The 19,096-nt window shown below is 59.9% G+C and carries 19 protein-coding genes and 1 pseudogene; 13 read left to right on the forward strand and 7 right to left on the reverse strand.

Annotation, left to right across the window (positions count from 1 at the left end; genetic code table 11):
- Positions 1-81 precede the first annotated feature (81 nt).
- The gene (locus tag QM694_RS03545; protein ID WP_415005560.1) at positions 82-1,857 is read left to right on the forward strand and encodes a hypothetical protein; all 1,776 of its coding nucleotides are present in this window, start codon (positions 82-84) and stop codon (positions 1,855-1,857) included.
- On the opposite strand, the gene QM694_RS03550 is transcribed toward QM694_RS03545, so the two are convergent.
- Together QM694_RS03550 and ruvX are read right to left on the reverse strand one after the other, a co-directional pair.
- Positions 1,847-2,782, reverse strand: coding sequence for an AEC family transporter (locus QM694_RS03550; protein WP_415005561.1), 936 nt, complete (start codon positions 2,780-2,782; stop codon positions 1,847-1,849). The two genes, QM694_RS03545 and QM694_RS03550, sit on opposite strands and share 11 nt — an antisense overlap.
- The gene (gene ruvX, locus QM694_RS03555; protein WP_415005562.1) at positions 2,779-3,243 is read right to left on the reverse strand and encodes a Holliday junction resolvase RuvX; all 465 of its coding nucleotides are present in this window, start codon (positions 3,241-3,243) and stop codon (positions 2,779-2,781) included. The genes QM694_RS03550 and ruvX overlap by 4 nt, the downstream gene beginning before the upstream one ends.
- A 52-nt stretch (positions 3,244-3,295) precedes the next feature.
- Here ruvX and QM694_RS03560 point away from each other — a divergent pair, with 52 nt between their 5' ends.
- From QM694_RS03560 to gatA, 3 genes are read left to right on the forward strand one after another with little or no spacing between them, the layout of a single operon-like run.
- On the forward strand, positions 3,296-4,006 hold the full coding sequence (locus QM694_RS03560) for a GNAT family N-acetyltransferase (RefSeq protein ID WP_415005563.1): 711 nt from the start codon (positions 3,296-3,298) through the stop codon (positions 4,004-4,006).
- A 44-nt stretch (positions 4,007-4,050) separates the two neighbouring features.
- On the forward strand, positions 4,051-4,338 hold the full coding sequence (gatC, locus tag QM694_RS03565) for an Asp-tRNA(Asn)/Glu-tRNA(Gln) amidotransferase subunit GatC (protein ID WP_415005564.1): 288 nt from the start codon (positions 4,051-4,053) through the stop codon (positions 4,336-4,338).
- Positions 4,335-5,801: an Asp-tRNA(Asn)/Glu-tRNA(Gln) amidotransferase subunit GatA gene (gene gatA / locus QM694_RS03570; RefSeq protein ID WP_415005565.1), complete on the forward strand. Its 1,467-nt coding sequence runs from the start codon at positions 4,335-4,337 to the stop codon at positions 5,799-5,801. Before gatC ends, gatA begins: the two co-directional genes overlap by 4 nt.
- 19 nt (positions 5,802-5,820) lie before the next feature.
- Here the strand turns inward: gatA and QM694_RS03575 are convergent, their stop codons facing one another.
- Together QM694_RS03575 and QM694_RS03580 are read right to left on the reverse strand one after the other, a co-directional pair.
- Complete coding sequence (locus tag QM694_RS03575; RefSeq protein WP_415005566.1) at positions 5,821-6,006, reverse strand: hypothetical protein; 186 nt, start codon at positions 6,004-6,006, stop codon at positions 5,821-5,823.
- Positions 6,007-6,173: 167 nt separating this feature from the next.
- Positions 6,174-6,834, reverse strand: a pseudogene (locus QM694_RS03580) (peroxiredoxin).
- A 118-nt stretch (positions 6,835-6,952) separates the two neighbouring features.
- Here QM694_RS03580 and QM694_RS03585 point away from each other — a divergent pair.
- The gene (locus tag QM694_RS03585; RefSeq protein WP_415005567.1) at positions 6,953-7,384 is read left to right on the forward strand and encodes a hypothetical protein; all 432 of its coding nucleotides are present in this window, start codon (positions 6,953-6,955) and stop codon (positions 7,382-7,384) included.
- 1 nt (position 7,385) lies between these two features.
- Here the strand turns inward: QM694_RS03585 and QM694_RS03590 are convergent, their stop codons facing one another.
- Together QM694_RS03590 and QM694_RS03595 are read right to left on the reverse strand one after the other, a co-directional pair.
- Positions 7,386-9,845: a GcvT family protein gene (locus tag QM694_RS03590; RefSeq protein WP_415005568.1), complete on the reverse strand. Its 2,460-nt coding sequence runs from the start codon at positions 9,843-9,845 to the stop codon at positions 7,386-7,388.
- Positions 9,846-9,957: 112 nt separating this feature from the next.
- Positions 9,958-10,416: a hypothetical protein gene (locus QM694_RS03595; RefSeq protein WP_415005569.1), complete on the reverse strand. Its 459-nt coding sequence runs from the start codon at positions 10,414-10,416 to the stop codon at positions 9,958-9,960.
- A gap of 248 nt (positions 10,417-10,664) precedes the next feature.
- Between QM694_RS03595 and QM694_RS03600 the strand changes: the two genes are divergently transcribed.
- The 3 genes from QM694_RS03600 (at position 10,665) to metZ (ending at position 12,658) form a co-directional block, all read left to right on the forward strand.
- Positions 10,665-10,970, forward strand: a complete 306-nt coding sequence (locus QM694_RS03600) for a DUF718 domain-containing protein (protein ID WP_415005570.1) — start codon at positions 10,665-10,667, stop codon at positions 10,968-10,970.
- A gap of 83 nt (positions 10,971-11,053) precedes the next feature.
- Positions 11,054-11,455 (forward strand): rhodanese-like domain-containing protein, encoded by a 402-nt coding sequence (locus QM694_RS03605; protein ID WP_415005571.1) that lies wholly within the window; start codon positions 11,054-11,056, stop codon positions 11,453-11,455.
- A gap of 6 nt (positions 11,456-11,461) precedes the next feature.
- Positions 11,462-12,658, forward strand: coding sequence for an O-succinylhomoserine sulfhydrylase (metZ, locus tag QM694_RS03610; RefSeq protein ID WP_415005572.1), 1,197 nt, complete (start codon positions 11,462-11,464; stop codon positions 12,656-12,658).
- A gap of 10 nt (positions 12,659-12,668) precedes the next feature.
- Here metZ and QM694_RS03615 read toward each other — a convergent pair whose 3' ends face one another.
- A complete protein-coding gene (locus QM694_RS03615; protein ID WP_415005573.1) occupies positions 12,669-13,859 on the reverse strand; it encodes a hypothetical protein in 1,191 nt (396 codons plus the stop codon).
- A 48-nt stretch (positions 13,860-13,907) separates the two neighbouring features.
- Here QM694_RS03615 and QM694_RS03620 point away from each other — a divergent pair, with 48 nt between their 5' ends.
- From QM694_RS03620 to QM694_RS03640, 5 genes are all read left to right on the forward strand, one after another.
- The gene (locus QM694_RS03620; protein ID WP_415005574.1) at positions 13,908-14,426 is read left to right on the forward strand and encodes an Lrp/AsnC family transcriptional regulator; all 519 of its coding nucleotides are present in this window, start codon (positions 13,908-13,910) and stop codon (positions 14,424-14,426) included.
- 26 nt (positions 14,427-14,452) lie between these two features.
- The gene (locus QM694_RS03625; RefSeq protein ID WP_415005575.1) at positions 14,453-15,847 is read left to right on the forward strand and encodes a DegQ family serine endoprotease; all 1,395 of its coding nucleotides are present in this window, start codon (positions 14,453-14,455) and stop codon (positions 15,845-15,847) included.
- A complete protein-coding gene (locus tag QM694_RS03630; RefSeq protein WP_415005576.1) occupies positions 15,847-17,154 on the forward strand; it encodes a replication-associated recombination protein A in 1,308 nt (435 codons plus the stop codon). The genes QM694_RS03625 and QM694_RS03630 overlap by 1 nt, the downstream gene beginning before the upstream one ends.
- An 88-nt stretch (positions 17,155-17,242) precedes the next feature.
- Positions 17,243-18,484 (forward strand): hypothetical protein, encoded by a 1,242-nt coding sequence (locus tag QM694_RS03635; RefSeq protein WP_415005577.1) that lies wholly within the window; start codon positions 17,243-17,245, stop codon positions 18,482-18,484.
- A 10-nt stretch (positions 18,485-18,494) separates the two neighbouring features.
- Complete coding sequence (locus QM694_RS03640; protein WP_415005578.1) at positions 18,495-19,088, forward strand: sugar-transfer associated ATP-grasp domain-containing protein; 594 nt, start codon at positions 18,495-18,497, stop codon at positions 19,086-19,088.
- Positions 19,089-19,096 lie beyond the last annotated feature (8 nt).

A 19,096-nucleotide genomic window follows, 5' to 3' on the forward strand; every position in this document is an offset into this window, starting at 1 on the left:
CTCAATTCGGCCATAGCGTAGCCCTCAGCGTGCCGAAAGGCAAAGAGTCATAAATTTCAATGGATTGCAGGAATAGCCGCGATGACCGTCAATATCGTTTCACAATCGCAATACATGCTTGACGGAATTTTTCTGGCCCGTGCGACCTATGGCGGAGAATATATCGCTCCCGCCTATGATCTCGGTGGCGATAACGACGCCGAACGCAATGACGATTATCGGGGCTACATTGCCTCGCAAGGCTCGGGGTGGCGTCTGCTCGATGCGTCGGATTTGCCGACTTTCAACAATCATGGTGGCGACGACGAATTCACCAGCGGCGGACTTTACAACGCTGTTGTCCACACCGCGACGACAGACAGCCATGACGCGCAGGGCCTGCTGGCCGTGCAGGGCAACACATTGGTCATGTCTTTCCGCGGCACGGACGGCGAAGACCCTGCGGTTCTGTCGGGCCAGACCTTTGTCGGTTCATCTCTTGCTGCCAATTACGAAGCTTTCGAGGGTCTAATCGATGCCGCCTACGACTATCTCGCAGCGCATCCCGAAATTGATCATATGGTCGTATCGGGCCACAGCCTTGGCGGCGCGATGGTGGATTTGTTTACGCTCACCGACGCGGCGCGTTTCCGCGCGCTGTTGAACGGTGGGCTCACCATCGTGTCAATTGCTTCTTCGGGTGTGCCGAAGGATACGCCGGAATATCTGGACAATGTCGATACGTCCGTCGCAACCATCAAGGTCAAGAATGGCGTGAGCACAATCACGTCGCTAACACCGCCGGATGATTATGTCTCGCTGGCATCGGATCACGACCGTGCCCGCTTCGCCAAGGATTTTCCGGATGTGCCGGAAGCGCTGGGGCTCGTTCCGATCGTCACGCTGAAGGACAACCTGCACTTTGGCGCTGATGTCGTGGTGAGCAATCTCAACATCAACAACAAGGATGTGACCTATCACAACCCGCTCACGCACCCCTATGATTTTCGCGGCATCGGCGCCCAGCACAGCAGCGCGCTGATGTGGGTGAACATGCAGGCTTTGCTGACGGATGCCCTGAAGGCCGACTATACCAATCAGCACATCATTTTTGGCATCGATGACTATGCTCATGCCAAGGATTGGGATGGCGACACCATCAGGCTGTTCAAATATTATAATTATCTGGATACGGCCGGAAATGACAACGACTCCGGCACGAAGTCGCTGATTGGCACGGCGGGCGCGGACTATATCCTCGGGCTTTCCGGCAATGACACGATCCGCGGCGGAAAAGGTGCTGATCTCTTGTCGGGTGGCGATGGCAGCGACACGCTGAGCTATCAGGGGTCAACTGCTGTGACGGTGAACCTCGCGCTCAACACCGCAACCGGCGGCGATGCTACCGGTGACAAGATCGCTGGATTTGAGAACCTCATTGGCGGCGCCGGCAACGACGTGTTGACCGGTTCAGGAGTGGTCAATCGCCTGAATGGGGGCGGCGGCAACGACCGGCTTACAGGCCTTGCAGGCAAAGACACGTTGACCGGCGGAACGGGCACTGACACCTTTGTATTCACAGCCATCACCCAATCGAAGGTCGGCGCTGCGCATGATGTGATTACGGATTTCAGCCAGACGGACCATGACCGGATCGGCCTGGCGGCGATCGATTCCGACACGAACGCTACTGGCAACCAGGCCTTCAGCTTCATTGGCACGGCGGCATTTGATGTCGGCGTGGCTGGCGAGTTGCGCGCTTTCCAGCAGGGCGATCAGGTGATCGTTCAGGGCGACGTGAACGGCGACGGCAAGGCGGATTTCGAAATTGCCTTGAACGGCCACATGGTTCTGACGGCGCTGGACTTCATCCTGTAACTCCAGCCAGCCATAGCACCAGCGGCAGGGTGAAGGCGGCGGTGATCACCTGCATGGTCATGATGCTGGCAATGAGCGAGGCATCGCCGCCCATCCGTCTGGCCAGCACATAGGCGCCGGACCCGGTCGGCACTGCGGAGCACAGCATCGCTACCTGTGCCGCTTCGCCATGAACGCCTAGCAACACCAGCCACACCGCCATGAATAGCGGCATCAGCAACAGCTTTGCGGACGTAGCAAAGATCACCGGCGCTTTGGTTGAAAGAGCCTCATCGATTTTCAACCCGGCGCCCACAGTGAGAAGCGCCAGCCCAAGCGCCCCTTTGCCGATCATGTCCAGCACCTGCACGCCCATCCCGGGGACGGGCAGATGCAGAAGTTGCCACGCCACGCCCCCAAGTGAGGACAGCACAAAAGGGTTGCGGATGATGGAGCGGAGCAGGGCGCGGTTGTCGGGACGGTGCCCCAGCCCATAGATCGAGATGACCGCAACATTCACGATGTTGAGCAGCGGCGTCATGGCGGCAGAGCTCAGGCCGCCGAGGGCCAACGCCTTTTGCCCGAAATAAATGGGAATGATGGCGAAGGCGATGAAGGTGTGCCAGCGCGTTGAACCTTGAAACACGCTAGTGAATTGCGGTCCATCCAGCCCAAGCCAGTCACAGAGCCGCTTCCTGCCCCAAAGCAGCAGCGCAAACATGGTGATGATGGCCATGATCATCGCGAAGGACATGCGCCATACCGGAACCCCGGTGAAATCGGCGGAGGCGATTTCCTTGAAGATGATGGCCGGGAAGAGAACATAGTAGCAGACATGATCCACCGCATCCCAATGATGCGCGTCGATCAGGCCGGAGCGGCGCAGGCCATAGCCCACCAGAATGACGATGAAGACCGGCAATAGCCCCAGGATCGCGGCCGTCATCGCAGCGAATCCAGCGCCGCCTGCAGCAGCCACGCGGCGGCCAGCTTGTCGATCACCTCGTCGCGGCGCGCGCGGGAGGTATCGGCCTCGATCAACATGCGCTCCACCGCGGCGGTTGAAAGCCGTTCATCCCAGAAGGCGATGGGGATAGGCGTCAGCTTCGCCAGGTTTCTCGCGAAGGCCCGTGTGGATTGGCAGCGCGGGCCTTCCGTGCCGTCCATGTTCACCGGCAGGCCGAGAACGAACAGCCCGACAGCCTCCCGCGCCGCCAGCGCCAGAAGCTGCTCTGCGTCCTGCGTGAATTTCTTGCGCATGATCGTGGTAAGGGGGGTGGCTATCTGGCGCGTCAGGTCGCTGGTGGCGATCCCGATGGTTTTGGACCCCAGATCAAGCCCCATCAGCCGCGACATGGGCGGCACCGCTTCCAAAGCGGTCTTGAGCGGGGTATCGGAAGTGGCCATGCCGCTTCCCTAGCCGATTTGGCAGGAAGGGCAAGATTTGTGGAGATTTGCCATGGCGAAGAGAAGCGAAACCAGGAAGATTGAACGCCCGGTGGGCCACCCGGTTGACCCGCTGCCGCCCGGCAACGTTCCCGATCTCAGGCCATTGCCCGGCCGCTGGGTGAAGCTGGAACATGTCTCAGCCGCCAAACATGCCCGTGATCTTTATGACAGCTTTACCGGCAGCGACCCGGAAGGCCATGTGTGGACCTATCTCGCTTATGGCCCGTGGCAGAGCTTCGAGCAGTTCGAGGAATGGCTGAAAGGCCGCGAGGCCTCCCGCGATCCCTGGTTCTACGCCTTCATCGACCGCGCCTCGGGCAGGGCGGTGGGCATGGGCTCTTTCATGCGCAACGATCCCGCCAATGGCGTGATCGAGATTGGCCATATCTGGATGTCTCCGGGGTTGCAGCAGACACGCGAAGCCACCGAAATCATCTTCCTGATGATCCGGCATTGCTTCGACGATCTCGGAGTCAGGAGGCTGGAATGGAAATGCGACAGCCTCAACGCGCCGTCGCGGAAGGCGGCGGAGCGCTTCGGCTTCAAGTTTGAAGGCGTTTTCCTCCAGCATTTCATCGTCAAGGGCCGGAACCGCGACACCGCGTGGTTTGCCATGCTGGACAAGGACTGGCCGCGCATCCGCAAGGCCTTTGAAACATGGCTGGAGCCATCGAATTTTGACGCCGAAGGGCATCAGAAAGCCAAGTTGCGGGCCGCCTGACGAGGTGTTATCCACCGCCCGTCGCAAGCTGAAGGGTGTTTTGGATGTCGGTCGATCAGGCCACGGTCAAGCGGGTGGCGCGTCTCGCGCGCATCAAGGTGAAGGATGAGGACGTGCCGCGCCTGGCGGGCGAACTCAATTCCATCCTGCACTGGATCGAGCAACTGAACGAGGTCGATGTCTCGCAGGTCGAGCCTCTCACTTCCGTTGTCACCATGAAGATGAAGATGCGCGAAGACGTGGTGACGGACGGAAATTATGCTGCCCGCGTGGTCGGCAATGCGCCGGCGGAGGAGGATTCCTTCTTCATGGTTCCGAAGGTGGTGGAATGACTGCGCTCACCTCGCTCACCATTTCCGCCGCGCGTGAGGCGCTGCGGAAGAAAGAGTTTTCCGCTCTCGAGCTGACGGATGCCTATCTCGCGGCGATGGAAAAGGCCCGCGTTCTCAACGCCTATGTGGTGGAGACGCCGGAAAAGGCGCGAGCCATGGCCAGGGCCTCCGATGCGCGGCTGGCGAAGGGCGAGGGCGGGGCACTGGAAGGCATTCCGCTGGGCATCAAGGATCTCTTCGCCACCGAAGGCGTGCATACCCAGGCCTGCAGTCACGTGCTGGATGGCTTCAAGCCCGCCTATGAATCGACCGTCTCCGCCAATCTCTGGCGCGATGGCGCGGTGATGCTGGGCAAGCTCAACATGGACGAATTCGCCATGGGTTCGTCCAATGAAACGAGCTATTACGGCAACGTCATAAATCCGTGGAAGCGTCAGAACGCCAATGCCGCGCTGGTGCCGGGCGGATCATCCGGCGGCTCGGCAGCAGCCGTCGCGGCGCATATCTGTGCTGCGGCAACGGCAACTGACACGGGAGGCTCCATCCGCCAGCCCGCCGCCTTCACGGGCACGGTCGGCATCAAGCCAACCTATGGCCGCTGCTCGCGCTGGGGTGTGGTGGCCTTCGCGTCCTCTCTCGATCAGGCAGGCCCCATCGCCCGCGATGTGCGCGATGCGGCGATCATGCTCAAATCCATGGCGAGCGTGGACGGCAAGGACACGACCTCGGTCGATATGCCGGTGCCGGATTACGAGAAGGCCATTGGCCGTCCCATCAAGGGCCTCCGCGTGGGCATTCCAAAGGAATACCGCGTCGACCCGATGCCTGCCGAAATCGACGCGCTGTGGGCCAAAGGCGCCGAGATGCTGAAGGACCAGGGGGCGGAGATCGTCGAGATTTCCCTGCCTCACACCAAATATGCGCTGCCCGCCTATTACATCGTGGCGCCGGCTGAGGCCTCTTCAAACCTCGCGCGCTATGATGGTGTGCGCTATGGGCTGCGCGAAAAAGGCGATGACATCGTCGCGATGTATGAAAACAGCCGCGCCGCCGGTTTTGGCCGCGAGGTGCAGCGCCGCATCATGATCGGCACCTATGTGCTGTCGGCGGGCTATTATGACGCCTATTATGTGCGGGCGCAGAAGGTCCGCACACTGATCAAGCGCGATTTCGACGAGGCGTGGAGCAAGGTGGACGTGGTGTTGACCCCCGCCACGCCCAGCCCCGCTTTTGCGCCGGGAGAGATCACTGATCCGGTGCAGATGTATCTGAACGACATTTTCACCGTCACGGTGAACATGGCGGGCTTGCCGGGAATCGCCGTTCCGGCCGGCATATCATCGGATGGCCTGCCGCTCGGCCTGCAGTTGATCGGCAAGCCGTTCGATGAGGAAACGCTGTTCCAGACAGCCGCGGCGATTGAGGCGGCGGCAGGCGGTTACACCGCGCCCAGATGGTGGTGAACGGCGGGGCGTGCCGGGATTACTTCTTGTGGGATCCCATCACGTTCCAGTTGCCGCACATCTTGTTCTTGGCTGTGCAGACAAGCGTGTAGCTGTCATGCTTTTTCGGCGGCGGAGCGTGCTTGGTTTTGTGCGCTTCCGCCGGGAGCGTTGCGCATGCCGCAGCAATGCCGAGCGTCAGCGTAACTGCCGTCAGATATTTCATGATTGGTGTTCCTCCGCATTTTGCAGCGCGTTTTGCGGTAGCCGCGTACCAATCAAATAAAGCCGCTGTCACGCGGTCAAGTGAAAGAAAGTTAAGGGCGCCGCCTGACAAAGCAAAACCCCGGCGGAAACGCCGGGGCTCTTTCGGAATGCGATAGCTGCAATGGCCTATTTCGGCTGCGGCACGACGCGCAGATAGGGCTTCAGCGTTTTCCAGCCGCCGGGGAATTTTTCCTTGGCGGCGTCGTCTGAAACCGAACCCAGAATGATCACGTCATCGCCCTGTTTCCAGTCGGCGGGTGTCGCCACCGATTTGGTCGCGGTGAGCTGCAGCGAGTCGAGCACGCGCACGATCTCGTTGAAGTTGCGGCCGGTGCTCATCGGATAGGTGAGGATCATCTTGATCTTCTTGTCCGGCCCAATGATCAGCACATTGCGGACGGTGGCATTGTCAGCGGCGGTGCGGCCAGAGGCATTGCCTGACACGTTCGGATGGATCATGCCATAGAGCTTGGCGACATGCAGGTCGGTGTCGCCGATCATCGGATAGGCAACCGTCGCACCGGTCACGTCCTTGATGTCCTGCTTCCAGCGCTGGTGGTCGGCCACCGAGTTCGACGGAAATGCCGATCAGCTTGGCGCCGCGCTTGTCGAATTCCGGCTTCATCTTCGCCACGGAACCGAGCTCAGTGGTACAAACAGGCGTGAAATCCTTGGGATGTGAGAAAAACACCACCCATGATCCGTCGATGTAATCGTGAAACTTGATGTGGCCTTCGGTGGTATCGGCCTCGAAATCGGGTACGATGTCGCCCAGTTGCAGAGCCATTATGGCCTCCTCGTTTTTGCGTGATCTCTGTCGCGGCAGGCTATATAGCGGGATTATCGTTCGGATTAAAGAACAACCGGGTTTTAAAATTTCTCACATCAGCCCTGAGGGAATCGTAATGACCACGCAAGACGGCGGCGCCGTCAAAACATCATGGGTGCGCTACATTCTGAGCTTTCCGGCCCTGGCGCTGGTGGTCGCCGCCTACAATGCCTTCGTGCTGCTCACGTTTGGCATGCTGGACGCGTTATCGCAGATGTTTTCCTGGGTGCTACCATCCGGCGCGGAAGCCTTTTTCTCGGCCGGGGACCTGTTCGTGATTGCCGGCGTGGTGGCGCTGTTCACCGAAATCGTAAAGGCGGCGAAAATGGGCACCGCGTCATGGGCGGCGCGCGGCATGTCACTCGCCCTGTTTGCGGTGGCGCTGATTGAATTCCTGTTCGTGCCCTTCTGCGGCACGTCCTCGTTCTTCATCCTGCTGGTGATGACGCTCATCAGCGTGCTGGCGGGTTTCTCGATCGCCTGGTTCGGCTGGCGCTACACCCGCTAGCTCACGCCTTGATGCGGGCACCCTTGGGATCATAGAAGGGCGCGAACTGAACGGTCGCGGGATAGCGCTTCCACGCCAGTTCCACCTCCCATGATCCGCTGTCCAGCCAATCCTTGGTGACGCCAGCTTCATGCTTCACATAACCCATGCCGAGCGACAGGTTCACGCGGTGGCCCCACGCGCCCGAGGTGGTGGAGCCGACGATCACGCCGTTCCGGTAGATCGGCTCCTCGTGATACATCATCGGGGCTGAGGCTGAATTATTTTTAAGCGCAAGGCAGACCATGCGCTTGGGCTGCACGCTCAAGGCCCGCTGCTTTTCCAGCGCCTCCTTGCCGATGAAGCCGCCCGCCTTGTCCCAAGACATCACGAAGCCGAGGCCCGCTTCCATGGGCGTATCCTCGTCGGAAATGTCATGGCCCCAGTGGCGGTAGGCTTTCTCCACGCGGCAATTGTTCATGGTGTGCATGCCAGCGGGGGTGAGGCCGAAGTCCTTGCCAGCCTCCCACAGCCGCTCGAACACATGGGCGGTAAATTCGGCGGGGATATAAAGCTCCCAGCCAAGTTCTCCCACATAGGTGATGCGGCTGGCGCGCAGGCGGGCATAACCGATCTCGATCTCTTTCGAGGTGCCAAAGGGGAATGCCTCGTTGGAGAGATCTTCACCGGATAGCTTCTCCAGCAATGCGCGCGACTTCGGCCCCATCACGGCGATCATGGGAAGGCCAGAAGTGATGTCCGTCGCCACGCAATTGGCGCCCTCCGGCGTGTGGCGCTTCAGCCAGGCCATGTCACGTACCTGCGGTGCCGCGCCGGTCACGACGAGGAACTTCTCGTCTGCGAGACGCGTGACGGTCAGGTCAGCCTCGATCCCGCCGCGCTCGTTCAGCCACTGCGTGTAGACAATGCGGCCCGGCTCGACGTCGATGTTGGCGGCGGAGATGCGGTTCAGAACCTTGCAGGCATCGCGTCCTTCAACGGAATATTTGGCGAAGCTCGCCTGGTCGAAGAAAGCACAGTCGCTCATCAGCTTCTTTGCTTCATAGTCGGCACAGGGAAACCAGTTCTGGCGGCCATAGCTGTATTCATATTCAGGCTTCACGCCATCGCGCGCATACCAGTTGGGGCGTTCCCAGCCGTTCACTTCGCCGAAAACCGCGCCCAGCTCTTTCTCGTAAGTGTAAAGCGGAGAGCGGCGCACGCCGCGTGCCGTTTCCGGCTGCCGGTAAGGCCAGTGCATGGCATAGAGAAGCCCCAGGCTCTCGGTCACGCGGTCATGCACATATTCGCGCACCGACTGGAAGGGATGGATGCGGCGGATGTCCATGCCGCTCACGTCCATGGAAGGATGGCCGTTCTTGATCCAGTCGGCCAGTACAAGACCCGCGCCGCCCGAGGACTGGATGCCGATCGAGTTGAAGCCGGTCGCCACGTAGCAGTTCTTCACCTCCGGCGCTTCGCCGAGATAATAGCGGTTGTCGGGCGTAAAGCTCTCGGGGCCATTGAAAAACAGCTGGATGCCCGCCGTTTCCAGCAGCGGCACGCGGTTGATGGCATTACCGAGGATCGGCTCGAAGTGGTCCATGTCCTCCGGCAAGGTCACGAAGGCGTGTTCGTCGTCGATGCCGCAGGTGCCCCATGGCTTGGCTTTGGGCTCAAACGCCCCAACCATCAGCTTGCCTGCGTCTTCCTTGTAATAGGTGCATTCGTCCGGCACACGCACGACGGGCATGTTGCGCGGCAAATCCGCAATTGGCTCCGAGACGATATAGAAATGCTCGCAGGCGTGAAGCGGGATCGACACGCCGATGGACTTGCCAAGTTCGCGCGACCACATGCCGGAGGCGATCACCACCTTGTCGGTACGGATCGTGCCATCGGTGGTTTCAACGCCAACTGCCGCGCCGTTCTCAACGATGATGCGGGTGACCTTTGTATTCTCGAAAATCTTGGCGCCACGCGAACGCGCACCCGCCGCCAGCGCCTGCGTCACGTCAATCGGGTTCACCTGTCCGTCCTTGGGCAGGAACACCCCGCCCAGCACATTTTCCATATTGTAGTGGGGCAGGCGCTGCTTGATGTCGGCGGTCGAGATCACTTCCACCGCAAGGCCGAAATTCTTGGCCATGGATGCGCCGCGCACCAGTTCCTCGAGCCTTCCCGGCGTGAGGGCGATCGAGATCGAGCCATTCTGCTTGAAACCCGTTGCTTGGCCGGTTTCTTTCTCAAGCCCTTCAAACAGGCTGGTGGTGTATTTGGCGAGTTCAGTGAGATTGCGCGAGGCGCGGAGCTGCCCCACAAGCCCCGCCGCATGCCATGTCGTGCCGGATGTCAGCTGCTTCCGCTCCAGCAGCACGGTGTTGGTGATGCCCACTTTCGTCAGGTGATAGGCAATCGACGCGCCGACGATACCGCCGCCGACGATCACGACATCGGCTTGGGCGGGCAGGGATTTGGACATCTCGAAACTCCGGATTGGCTGGTGAATTCTTCTAACAGGTCAGCCCCCTGCGCCGGAAGCGCCAGACTGTCTCACTGGAGAGGGCGAACGGCTCACCAGCGGGCGCTGTCCGCTACTTCTTGTGTTGATGGTCGTAAAACAGTTTAAACATGAAATTTGCATCGTCTGCAAAGCCAGGCTCGGACTCGATGCCGGAAACATTCCTGACGTCGATGAAGTTCATAAGTTCGACATCGCTGTAGTCGTCATTGTAAATGGCGACGCGTGCACCTCCACGCATCGGATCGCCAAACTCGTTCTTCGAGATATCCAGCCAAATATAGAATTTTGGCCAACCCACGCCCGTAACTCGCGGTCTTCCGAGCACGGTGAACTTGACGGCTGAATCTGCAGGAAGTCTCAAAAACTTGAAAATTGCGGTTTTAAGTGCCGCCGGAGGATCCTTGAGATCGGGTAACGGTTGAACACTTGCCCAAGCTCGATATTCTTCAAGGGTGGTGATGCTGTCGGGTGCCGTTGGAAAATCCCAGTCATAAGGGCCGGGAGGATAGGGCGTTGCAGCGAACGCCAACTGTTCTCGGGACATCGAGACGGCGAAAAGAGAGGACCAGCCAAGGAGTTCAATAAGTGTTCGCCTATTCATCTGTTCACTTGCACAAGCTTCATCGCGGCCGCGATCCTTCCATGTTTTAATAACGCCTTCAACACTCGGAAGCGCCAGACTGTCTCACTGGGCGGGGCCACCCGTTCACCACCGGCGAGAAAGAGCGTATATTGAAGCTTTCCCGCATGCCGTGCCGCATTTAACAGGAGGTTTTGATGACCGCTTACAATGCCGTGCGTTTCAAGGTGAAGCAGGGGATGGAGAAGGCGTTTGAAGACGCTCACCGCATCAATCCGGTCTTCAAGGGTTTCAAGGGCGGCGGATTGGTAAAAACCGGTGACCGCGCCTATTGCTTTGTAGGCGCGTGGGACAGCATGGATACGCTGGCGGCGGCGCGGCCGCAGATGCTGCCCATCCTCGACAGCATGCGCCACATGCTGGAAGATCTGGGCGGCGGACTTGGCGTCACTGATCCGGTATCCGGCACGGCGGTGGTGGAGTTTCCGGCCAGCAAAGCCTGATCGCAAAGGCCAGCAGCCAATTCCGTTTGCGGGCCGTTCCCGTTTCGACTATTGCTGTTCGAAATAACGAACGGGTTCAAGCCATGCATCAGGGCGATATTTCAGCCGCGGAAGCTTATCAGCGGCTGCAGAACAACGCGGCCGCCGTGCTCATCGACGTGCGCACGCAGCCGGAATGGGTGTTTGTCGGCGTTCCCGCCGTCGAACGGCTGATCCGCCTGTCCTGGCAGGTCTTTCCTTCCATGCAGGTGAATGCCCAGTTCGTGGCCGAAATCGAGCAGATGGGCTTGCCGAAAGATACGGAGATCCTGTGCATTTGCCGCTCCGGCGCGCGCTCGGCATCCGCCGCCTCGGCGCTGACTGACGCAGGCTTTACCAACGCCTGGAATGTGGCGCAGGGCTTCGAGGGCGACAAGGATGCCCAGGGGCACCGCGGCACCTTGGGCGGGTGGAAGGCGGCGAGCCTTCCCTGGGTGCAGAGCTAGGCGATCATGAAAAAGAAATTTCCATCAGACCCCAAGGGCTGGGGTGATGCCACCAAGCTCGTGCGCGGCGGGCTTGAACGCTCTCCGCATGGCGAGACCTCGGAGGCCCTCTATCTCAATTCAGGCTTTGTGTACGACGAGCCGGAAACCGCCGAGCGCCGCTTTGCCGGCGAAGATGACGGCTATGTCTATGGCCGCTACGGCAATCCCACCGTCACCATGTTCGAGGAACGGCTGGCGCTGCTCGAGGGCGCGGAAGCCTGTTATGCGCTGGCTTCGGGCATGGCGGCGGTATTCGGGTCCCTCGCGTGCCAGTTGAAGGCTGGCGATCATCTTATTGCTTCTAAAGCGCTTTTTGGATCCTGCTACCAAGTCATTACCAGCATTCTGCCGCGCTTTGGAATCACCAGCACGCTTGTGGATGGCAGCGATCTCAAAGCCTGGAAAGAGGCGATCACGCCCAGGACCAAATGCGTGTTCCTCGAAACGCCGTCCAACCCGACGCTTGAGGTGATCGACCTTGAGGCCGTCTGCGGCATCGCCAAGGCTGTTGGCGCCAATGTCGTGGTGGATAATATCTTCGCCACGCCGGTTCTGCAGAAGCCGCTGGCCTATGGCGCGGATGTGATCGTCTATTCCGGCACCAAGCATATGGACGGGCAGGGCCGGGTGCTGGGCGGCGCCATTGTCTCGACGAAGAAGTTCAAGGAAGAACTGCTGAAACCCTTCCTGCGCCACACCGGGCCTTCGATCTCGCCCTTCAATGCCTGGGTGCTGCTCAAGGGCATGGAAACCCTGAAGCTCCGCGTCGATGCGCAATCGCAGGCCGCGTCGAAAATCGCCGAAGTCCTGTCGGGCCTCCGGGGTGTGTCGCGGGTGATCTATCCGCATCTCGACAGCCATCCGCAGGCAGCATTGGCCCGCAAGCAGATGCGGCTGGGCGGCACCATGGTCACCTTCGAAGTGGAAGGCGGAAAGAAGAAGGCCTTCGACCTTCTCCGCTATCTCGGCATCATCGACATCTCCAACAATCTCGGCGATGCCAAATCGCTGATGACGCATCCTGCCTCCACCACGCACCGGAACATCGGCGCCGAAGCCCGCGCCATGATGGGCATTACGGATGGCATGGTGCGATTGTCAGTCGGCCTTGAGGAAGTGGACGACCTGATCGGCGATCTGAAGCAGGCGCTGGCGCGGTGATCGCCGACGCTTAAGCGTTCAACACTTTTTCAACATCAACGATTTCATGCGTGCCGTAGCCGTTGAAGCGGGTGCGGGTGGCGAGGCCGTAGGCGCCCAGCGTGCCGAACTCGATGAAATCGCCTTCCATGATGGTAGCTGGCAGATCAAGCCGGTGCGGCAGCACGTCCAGCGGATCGCAGGTGGGACCAAAGGTTTTCCACGCCTTGGTTTCACCGGTGAGAACGGCGCCGTCGCGGATCACGCGGTAAGGCGGTTGCAGTTCCGGGGCCTGCATATATTCCATCAGCCCGCCATAGATGCCGTCATTGATGAAGATGTCATCGCCATCCGTGCTGACCAGCTTGATGCGTGTGAGAAGCGACATGCAATTGGCTACAAGCCCGCGGCCCGGTTCGCATTCGAGCTTTGGCTCATTTCCCGCGCCGAACGCCTTTGTGGTGGCGGTGGCAATTGTCTTGAAGAATGAGGAGAGCGCCGGAGCCTTGCTGTTGGGATAGTTGGCGGGAAAGCCGCCGCCGACATTGAGTTTGCCGATGCGGATGCCCGCCAGCTTTGCAATGCGAGCCGCAGCTTCGATATGGCGTGAATAGGTTTGCGGCTCCCGGCTTTGCGAGCCGGGATGGAAGGTGAGCAGCACCTTGAAACCGCGCGCCGCCGCATCTTTCAGAAGCTCGACGCAGATATGTTCTGGCGCGCCGAATTTGGTGGAAAAGTCATGGGCGGATGATGTGCGTTCGCGCGGCAGAACGAGGCGCACCGCGATTTCGACAGCGGGGTCAGAGCCGGTGACGTCAGCGACCTTCGCCAGCTCTTCGCGGCAATCCACGGCGAAACGCCGGCAGCCGTAGATGCCATAGGCGTCGGCAATCTCCCGCCGCGACTTGACAGGGTTGTGATAGTGAAACACCGCGTCAGGCGAGACCCGGCGCACGGCGGCCATTTCATGGACCGAAGCTACGTCCCAATGCTTCACACCGGCGGCAGCGAGCGTCCGCAGCACCGGCTCCGAATCATTGCATTTGACCGCATAGGAGACTTCGCCGGGAAAGCCTTTTTTGAACGTCGCCAGCCGGTCACGAAGCTGACCGGCACTGAAGCAGAAGAGCGGCTCCTCGGGGAGAAGATTGCGCGCCACGCTCGGCGCGTCGGCATAGGCCGGGGCATCGGGGCGCTGGATTTTCAGGGCAGCAACGGTCATCGAATCCTCCAGGGCGGCATGGCAGAGGTGACGGGATGTAACGGGCGCATGAGTTGGATAACATACGGCGATGTGCTGAAATATGACGGACGAGTCGTCGAAACGCCAATTCTTGCCCCGAAACGCCGGATGCTTCACTTAACCTCCAAGGACGAAGAACTGATCGCGCTGCTGCGCGTGGATGCGCGCGAACCCGTGGCATCCCTGGCGCGCAAGCTTGGTCTTTCACGAACGACTGTGCAGGACAGGCTCCGGCGGCTGGAGGATCAGGGTGTCATCACCGGTTACGCCGTGCGCCTGGCCGAGGAAGTGGACAAGGGCGGTATCCGTGCGCTTGTCACGATATCGGTCGAGCCAAGGCGGCAGGTCGAGGTGGCGCGGCTGCTCGCGCGCTTTCCGCAATTCGAGACGCTTCACACGGTGAGCGGAAAATTTGACCTCGTGGCGACGGTAAAAACCGCTTCTGCTGAAGATATGGACACGCTCATCGACAAGCTGGGCGTGATTCCCGGCATCACCAGGACAGAAACCGCGGTCATTTTGTCGACAAAGCTTGATCGCAGATAAAGCTTCTTTTGAAACAGGGATATTCCATGCGCACAGTGATCGCCGTCATCGCGGCAGGCTTCATGATCGCCACGCCCGTTTTGGCCGATACGTCAGTTCCGGCCAGCAAGAGCGAGATGGTGCTGTCTTTCGCGCCGGTGGTGAAGACCACGGCCCCGGCGGTCGTGAACGTCTATGCCTCCAGCAAGGTGGTCGCCGACGATGACCAGGGCGTGATGGCTGATCCGTTTTTCCGCCGCTTCTTTGGCGATGACGGCAGCTTCGGGCGGCCGCGCGAGCGTGTTCAAAACTCGCTCGGATCAGGTGTAATCGTCGATGCTTCCGGTTTGATCGTCACCAACAATCACGTTGTTCAGGGCGGCACCGACATCCGCGTGGTGCTGGCCGACAAGCGGGAATTCGAAGCGAAACTCCTGCTCACCGACGAGCGCACCGATCTTGCGGTGCTGAAGATCAATGTGCCTGACGAGAAATTGCCCGCGCTCAAGCTGGGCGACAGCGATGCGCTGGAGGTGGGTGATCTCGTGCTCGCCATCGGCAATCCCTTCGGCGTGGGGCAAACGGTGACCAGCGGCATCGTGTCGGCGCTGGCCCGCACGCAGGTGGGCATCACCGACTATCAGTTCTTCATCCAGACCGACGCCGCCATCAATCCCGGCAATTCCGGCGGCGCGCTGGTGAACATGGCGGGACAGCTCATCGGCATCAACACGGCCATCTTTTCCAAGACCGGCGGCTCCATCGGCATTGGCTTTGCCATTCCGGCCAACATGGTGCGCACTGTCGTGCAATCAGCCGAGAACGGCACGGCGGTCAAGCGCCCTTGGCTCGGCGTGGAATTGCAGGACGTGACGCAGGACATCGCTGACAGTGTGGGGCTGGCGCGGCCGGAAGGCACGCTGATCGTTAGCCTTCATCCCGATAGCCCGCTCGCCAAGGCTGGGCTCAAGCGCGGTGACGTGGTGCTGGCGCTGGAAGGAAAACCCATCGAGAACTCGCGCGAGCTTGGCTATCGCGCCGCAACGTCGGCGATCGGTTCCAAGGTCATCGTCGAATATCAGCGTGGTGGCAAAAGCATCGAAACCAGCGCCATCATGATGGCGGCGCCCGAGACGGTGCCGCGTGACGTGACGCTGTTCGCAGGCAAGAGTCCTTTCACTGGTGCTGTTCTTGCCAATCTCTCTCCTGCAGTTGCGGATGAGCTTGATCTGCCGGCCGAGTCGACCGGCGTTGGCATCATGGCGATCAAGGATGGCCCCGCGCAGCGCTTCTTCCGCAAGGGCGATGTGGTGCTGGAGGTGAACGGCACGAAGATCACAGATGTGAAAACGCTGGGAGAAGTGCTGGATCAAACCGACGGACTCTGGCAGATCGCCATCAACCGCGGCGGCCGCGTGCTGAAACTCGCTGTCGGCGGCTGATGTCTACACTCTTCGAGGCAGCCGGACTGGGCAAGGATGCGCCGCGTCCCCTGGCCGACCGGTTGCGCCCGGCAAAGCTCTCGGATGTGGTAGGGCAAGACCATCTTGTGGGGCCCGATGGCGTTTTGACGCGCATGCTGGCGTCAGGGCGAATCCCTTCGATCATCCTGTGGGGGCCGCCGGGCACGGGAAAAACCACCATCGCGCGCCTCCTGGCGGGTGAAACAGGGCTCGCCTTCGAGCAGATCTCGGCCATTTTTTCCGGGGTCGCCGATCTCAAGAAGGCGTTTGAACAGGCCCGCATCCGGCGCGAGCAGGGGCGGGGCACGCTGCTGTTCGTGGACGAAATCCACCGCTTCAACAAATCACAGCAGGATTCTTTCCTGCCCTTTGTGGAGGATGGCACGATCATCCTCGTTGGCGCGACAACGGAGAATCCTTCATTCGAGTTGAACGGCGCGCTTCTCTCCCGCGCCCAGGTGCTGGTGCTGAACCGGCTTGATGCCGACGCGATGATGGCCCTGATCCGCCGTGCCGAAATGTTTGAGCGGCGCGTCTTTCCCGCCGATGAAGCCGCGCGCTCCGCTTTGATCCAGATGGCGGACGGCGATGGGCGGTATTTCCTCAATCTGGTCGAAGAAGTGTTTGCCGCCGTACCGGATGGCGCGCCTGCGCTTACGCCGGAAACGCTTGCACAGACCGTGCAGAAGCGCATGCCGCTCTATGACAAGGCGGCTGATGGGCACTACAATCTTATTTCGGCCCTCCACAAATCGGTGCGTGGCTCCGATCCCGACGCGGCGCTCTATTACCTCGCGCGCATGCTGGTGGCGGGCGAGGACCCGCTGTTTCTCGCGCGGCGCATCGTGCGCATGGCGGTTGAGGATGTGGGGCTCGCCGATCCGCAAGCCGTGCAGCAAGCGCTGGCGGCGAAAGACGTTTTTGATTTTCTTGGGTCGCCAGAGGGTGAACTGGCGCTGGCGCAAGCCGTCGTCTATATCGCCACCGCCCCGAAATCGAACGCGCTCTACGTGGGTTTCAAACAAGCGATGCAGCGGGCGAAAGACACGGGCTCCCTGGCGCCGCCGAAGATCATCCTCAATGCGCCGACGAAGCTGATGAAGCAGCAGGAATATGGCTCAGGCTATCGCTACGACCATGACGAGCCGGACGCGTTTTCCGGGCAGAACTATTTTCCCGATGGCATGACACGGGAGGAATATTACCGCCCCGTGGAACGCGGCTTCGAGCGGGAGGTCAAAAAACGCCTGGAATACTGGTCCAAGCTCCGCCGGGAACGGCAATAGCAGCCACTATTTCGCCACGACCGTGAAGCCCTTGTAAGAGGACTTGCGGCATGTGGAGGCGTATTCCTGGACAACCTGTGAGGTTGCCATGTCTCGATATTCATCCTCCCTTTCGATTAACTCAAAAGCCAACGTCTATGCGCTCATGCTGGCGGCCGCAGCTTACGCGGCCTTGAGCCTGACGGTGCAGATTTTGCTGCCGCAATATTTCGGCACCGAGCTCTCGCCGATTGAAGGCGCGATGTGGGTTGCCATCATCGGCGGGATGGTTGCGACGAGTTTCCGCATCGCACAGTGCAGCCGGGATAGCCGGATGTTTCGCTATTGGCTTTTGGCAGGCGGCGCCATCCTGTCGATCGCCATTCTGCAGTGCGAAGATTGGACGATGGACATCTTCTTCAGCGCCATCGACACGAAAACGACCCGTCACCTTGAATATCTGGGCAATGCAACGCTGGCGATCATCCTTGCGGCGGGTGTTATCATCCTGGCAAGGCTCCCACGTGACTATGTGTGGTTGAGACGGGCTTTGCTGGCGGCGGTGGCGTTTCAGATTGTCGCGATCGTGGCAGAGATAATCGAGCATCATTTTCGCCGGTCGCCGCCTCAGGGCTACGATTATGCCTTTGCGCTTCAAATGGCGCAGCTCCTGTGCATCGAGTTTTTCGTGGTTGCCGTCGCCGTTTCGGGCCGTGGCAATGCGGCTTCCGTTAAAGCCTTTGCCGAAACGGAGATTGGCGCGCGTGCGCGTTATGACAGCGAACGGTTTGGCCTTCTCACGCGGCATGCTTATCCGCCTATCGCGCTGGCTTATTATCCTATCCTGCAGGACGTGGCTATCGCTGTGGTGATAGGCTGGCTGCTGACCAAGGCAGGCCCGCGCGTGCGCTCCATGGCGGGCGTATCGTACATCAGGCAGGCGCGCGATATGTTTTCGCTGTGGTACCGCCAGCGCATCGATCCGCCGAGCTATTACCAACTCGAATTCTATACGCCGGAACGGCGCGCCCATGCGGATGAATATCTGACCCGCTTTGAAACCAAGAATGGGCTTTTCGGAGCAATCAACAAAATGCGCCCCCAGCCGTTCGATCAAACAGAGCTCGGGCACAAGAAAATGTTCGATGATGTGTGCACAGAGCATGACATCCCGCATCCGCGGATTTTGATGACAGTCGAGAATGGCAAGGCGAACCTGTTAGCGCCCCCCGATGAATTGCGGAGAAATCTTTTCTGCAAGAGGGAAAGAGGCATGGGGGCCATTGGCACGCAAATGTTCCGCTATAGGTCGCCGGATTGCTACGTTGACGAAGCCGGAGAGTTCGCATGATTTTTCGGACATGATCGCCGAGATCACGAGGGAGTTGGAAGGCAAGCTGATGATTGTTCAGCCATGGCTGCGCAATCATTCCGATATTGCCGATTTGGCAAAGGATTCTCTGATCACTTTCCGGGTTGTAACCTGTCTCAACGCGCATGGCGATCCTGAGGCAACCATGGCGATGCTTCGCGTGCTGGCCAAGCTGGAGCCGGACTGGGCCAATGCGCTTGATGAGGAATATGCAGCGCCCATTGAACTGGAGACGGGCCGGCTCGGCCTTTTCACGGGCGACAATATGGCAACCTCGACACTTCGATATGACGTTCAACCCATCACCGGAGCACAGGTGGCCGGCCGTATTGTGAAGGAATGGCCTGCAGTGCGGGACATTGCCCTCCGCGCGCATCGGGCTATCCGGCATCGCGCTGCTATCGGCTGGGACATTGCTCTTACTCCTGAGGGGCCAATGGTTCTTGAAGGCAATAACAATTTCGACGTGATGTTTCTGCAGCGCGTGCACGATGTTGGAATTGGCCGCACCCGGCTCGGCGTTTTGCTCGCCCATCAGTTCGATTTGCTGATTGCTGGCCGGAAGGATGTTTGGGCCACCTGATCCTGAAA

The sequence above is a fragment of the Aestuariivirga sp. genome (assembly GCF_047602625.1).
Taxonomy (GTDB): domain Bacteria; phylum Pseudomonadota; class Alphaproteobacteria; order Rhizobiales; family Aestuariivirgaceae; genus Aestuariivirga.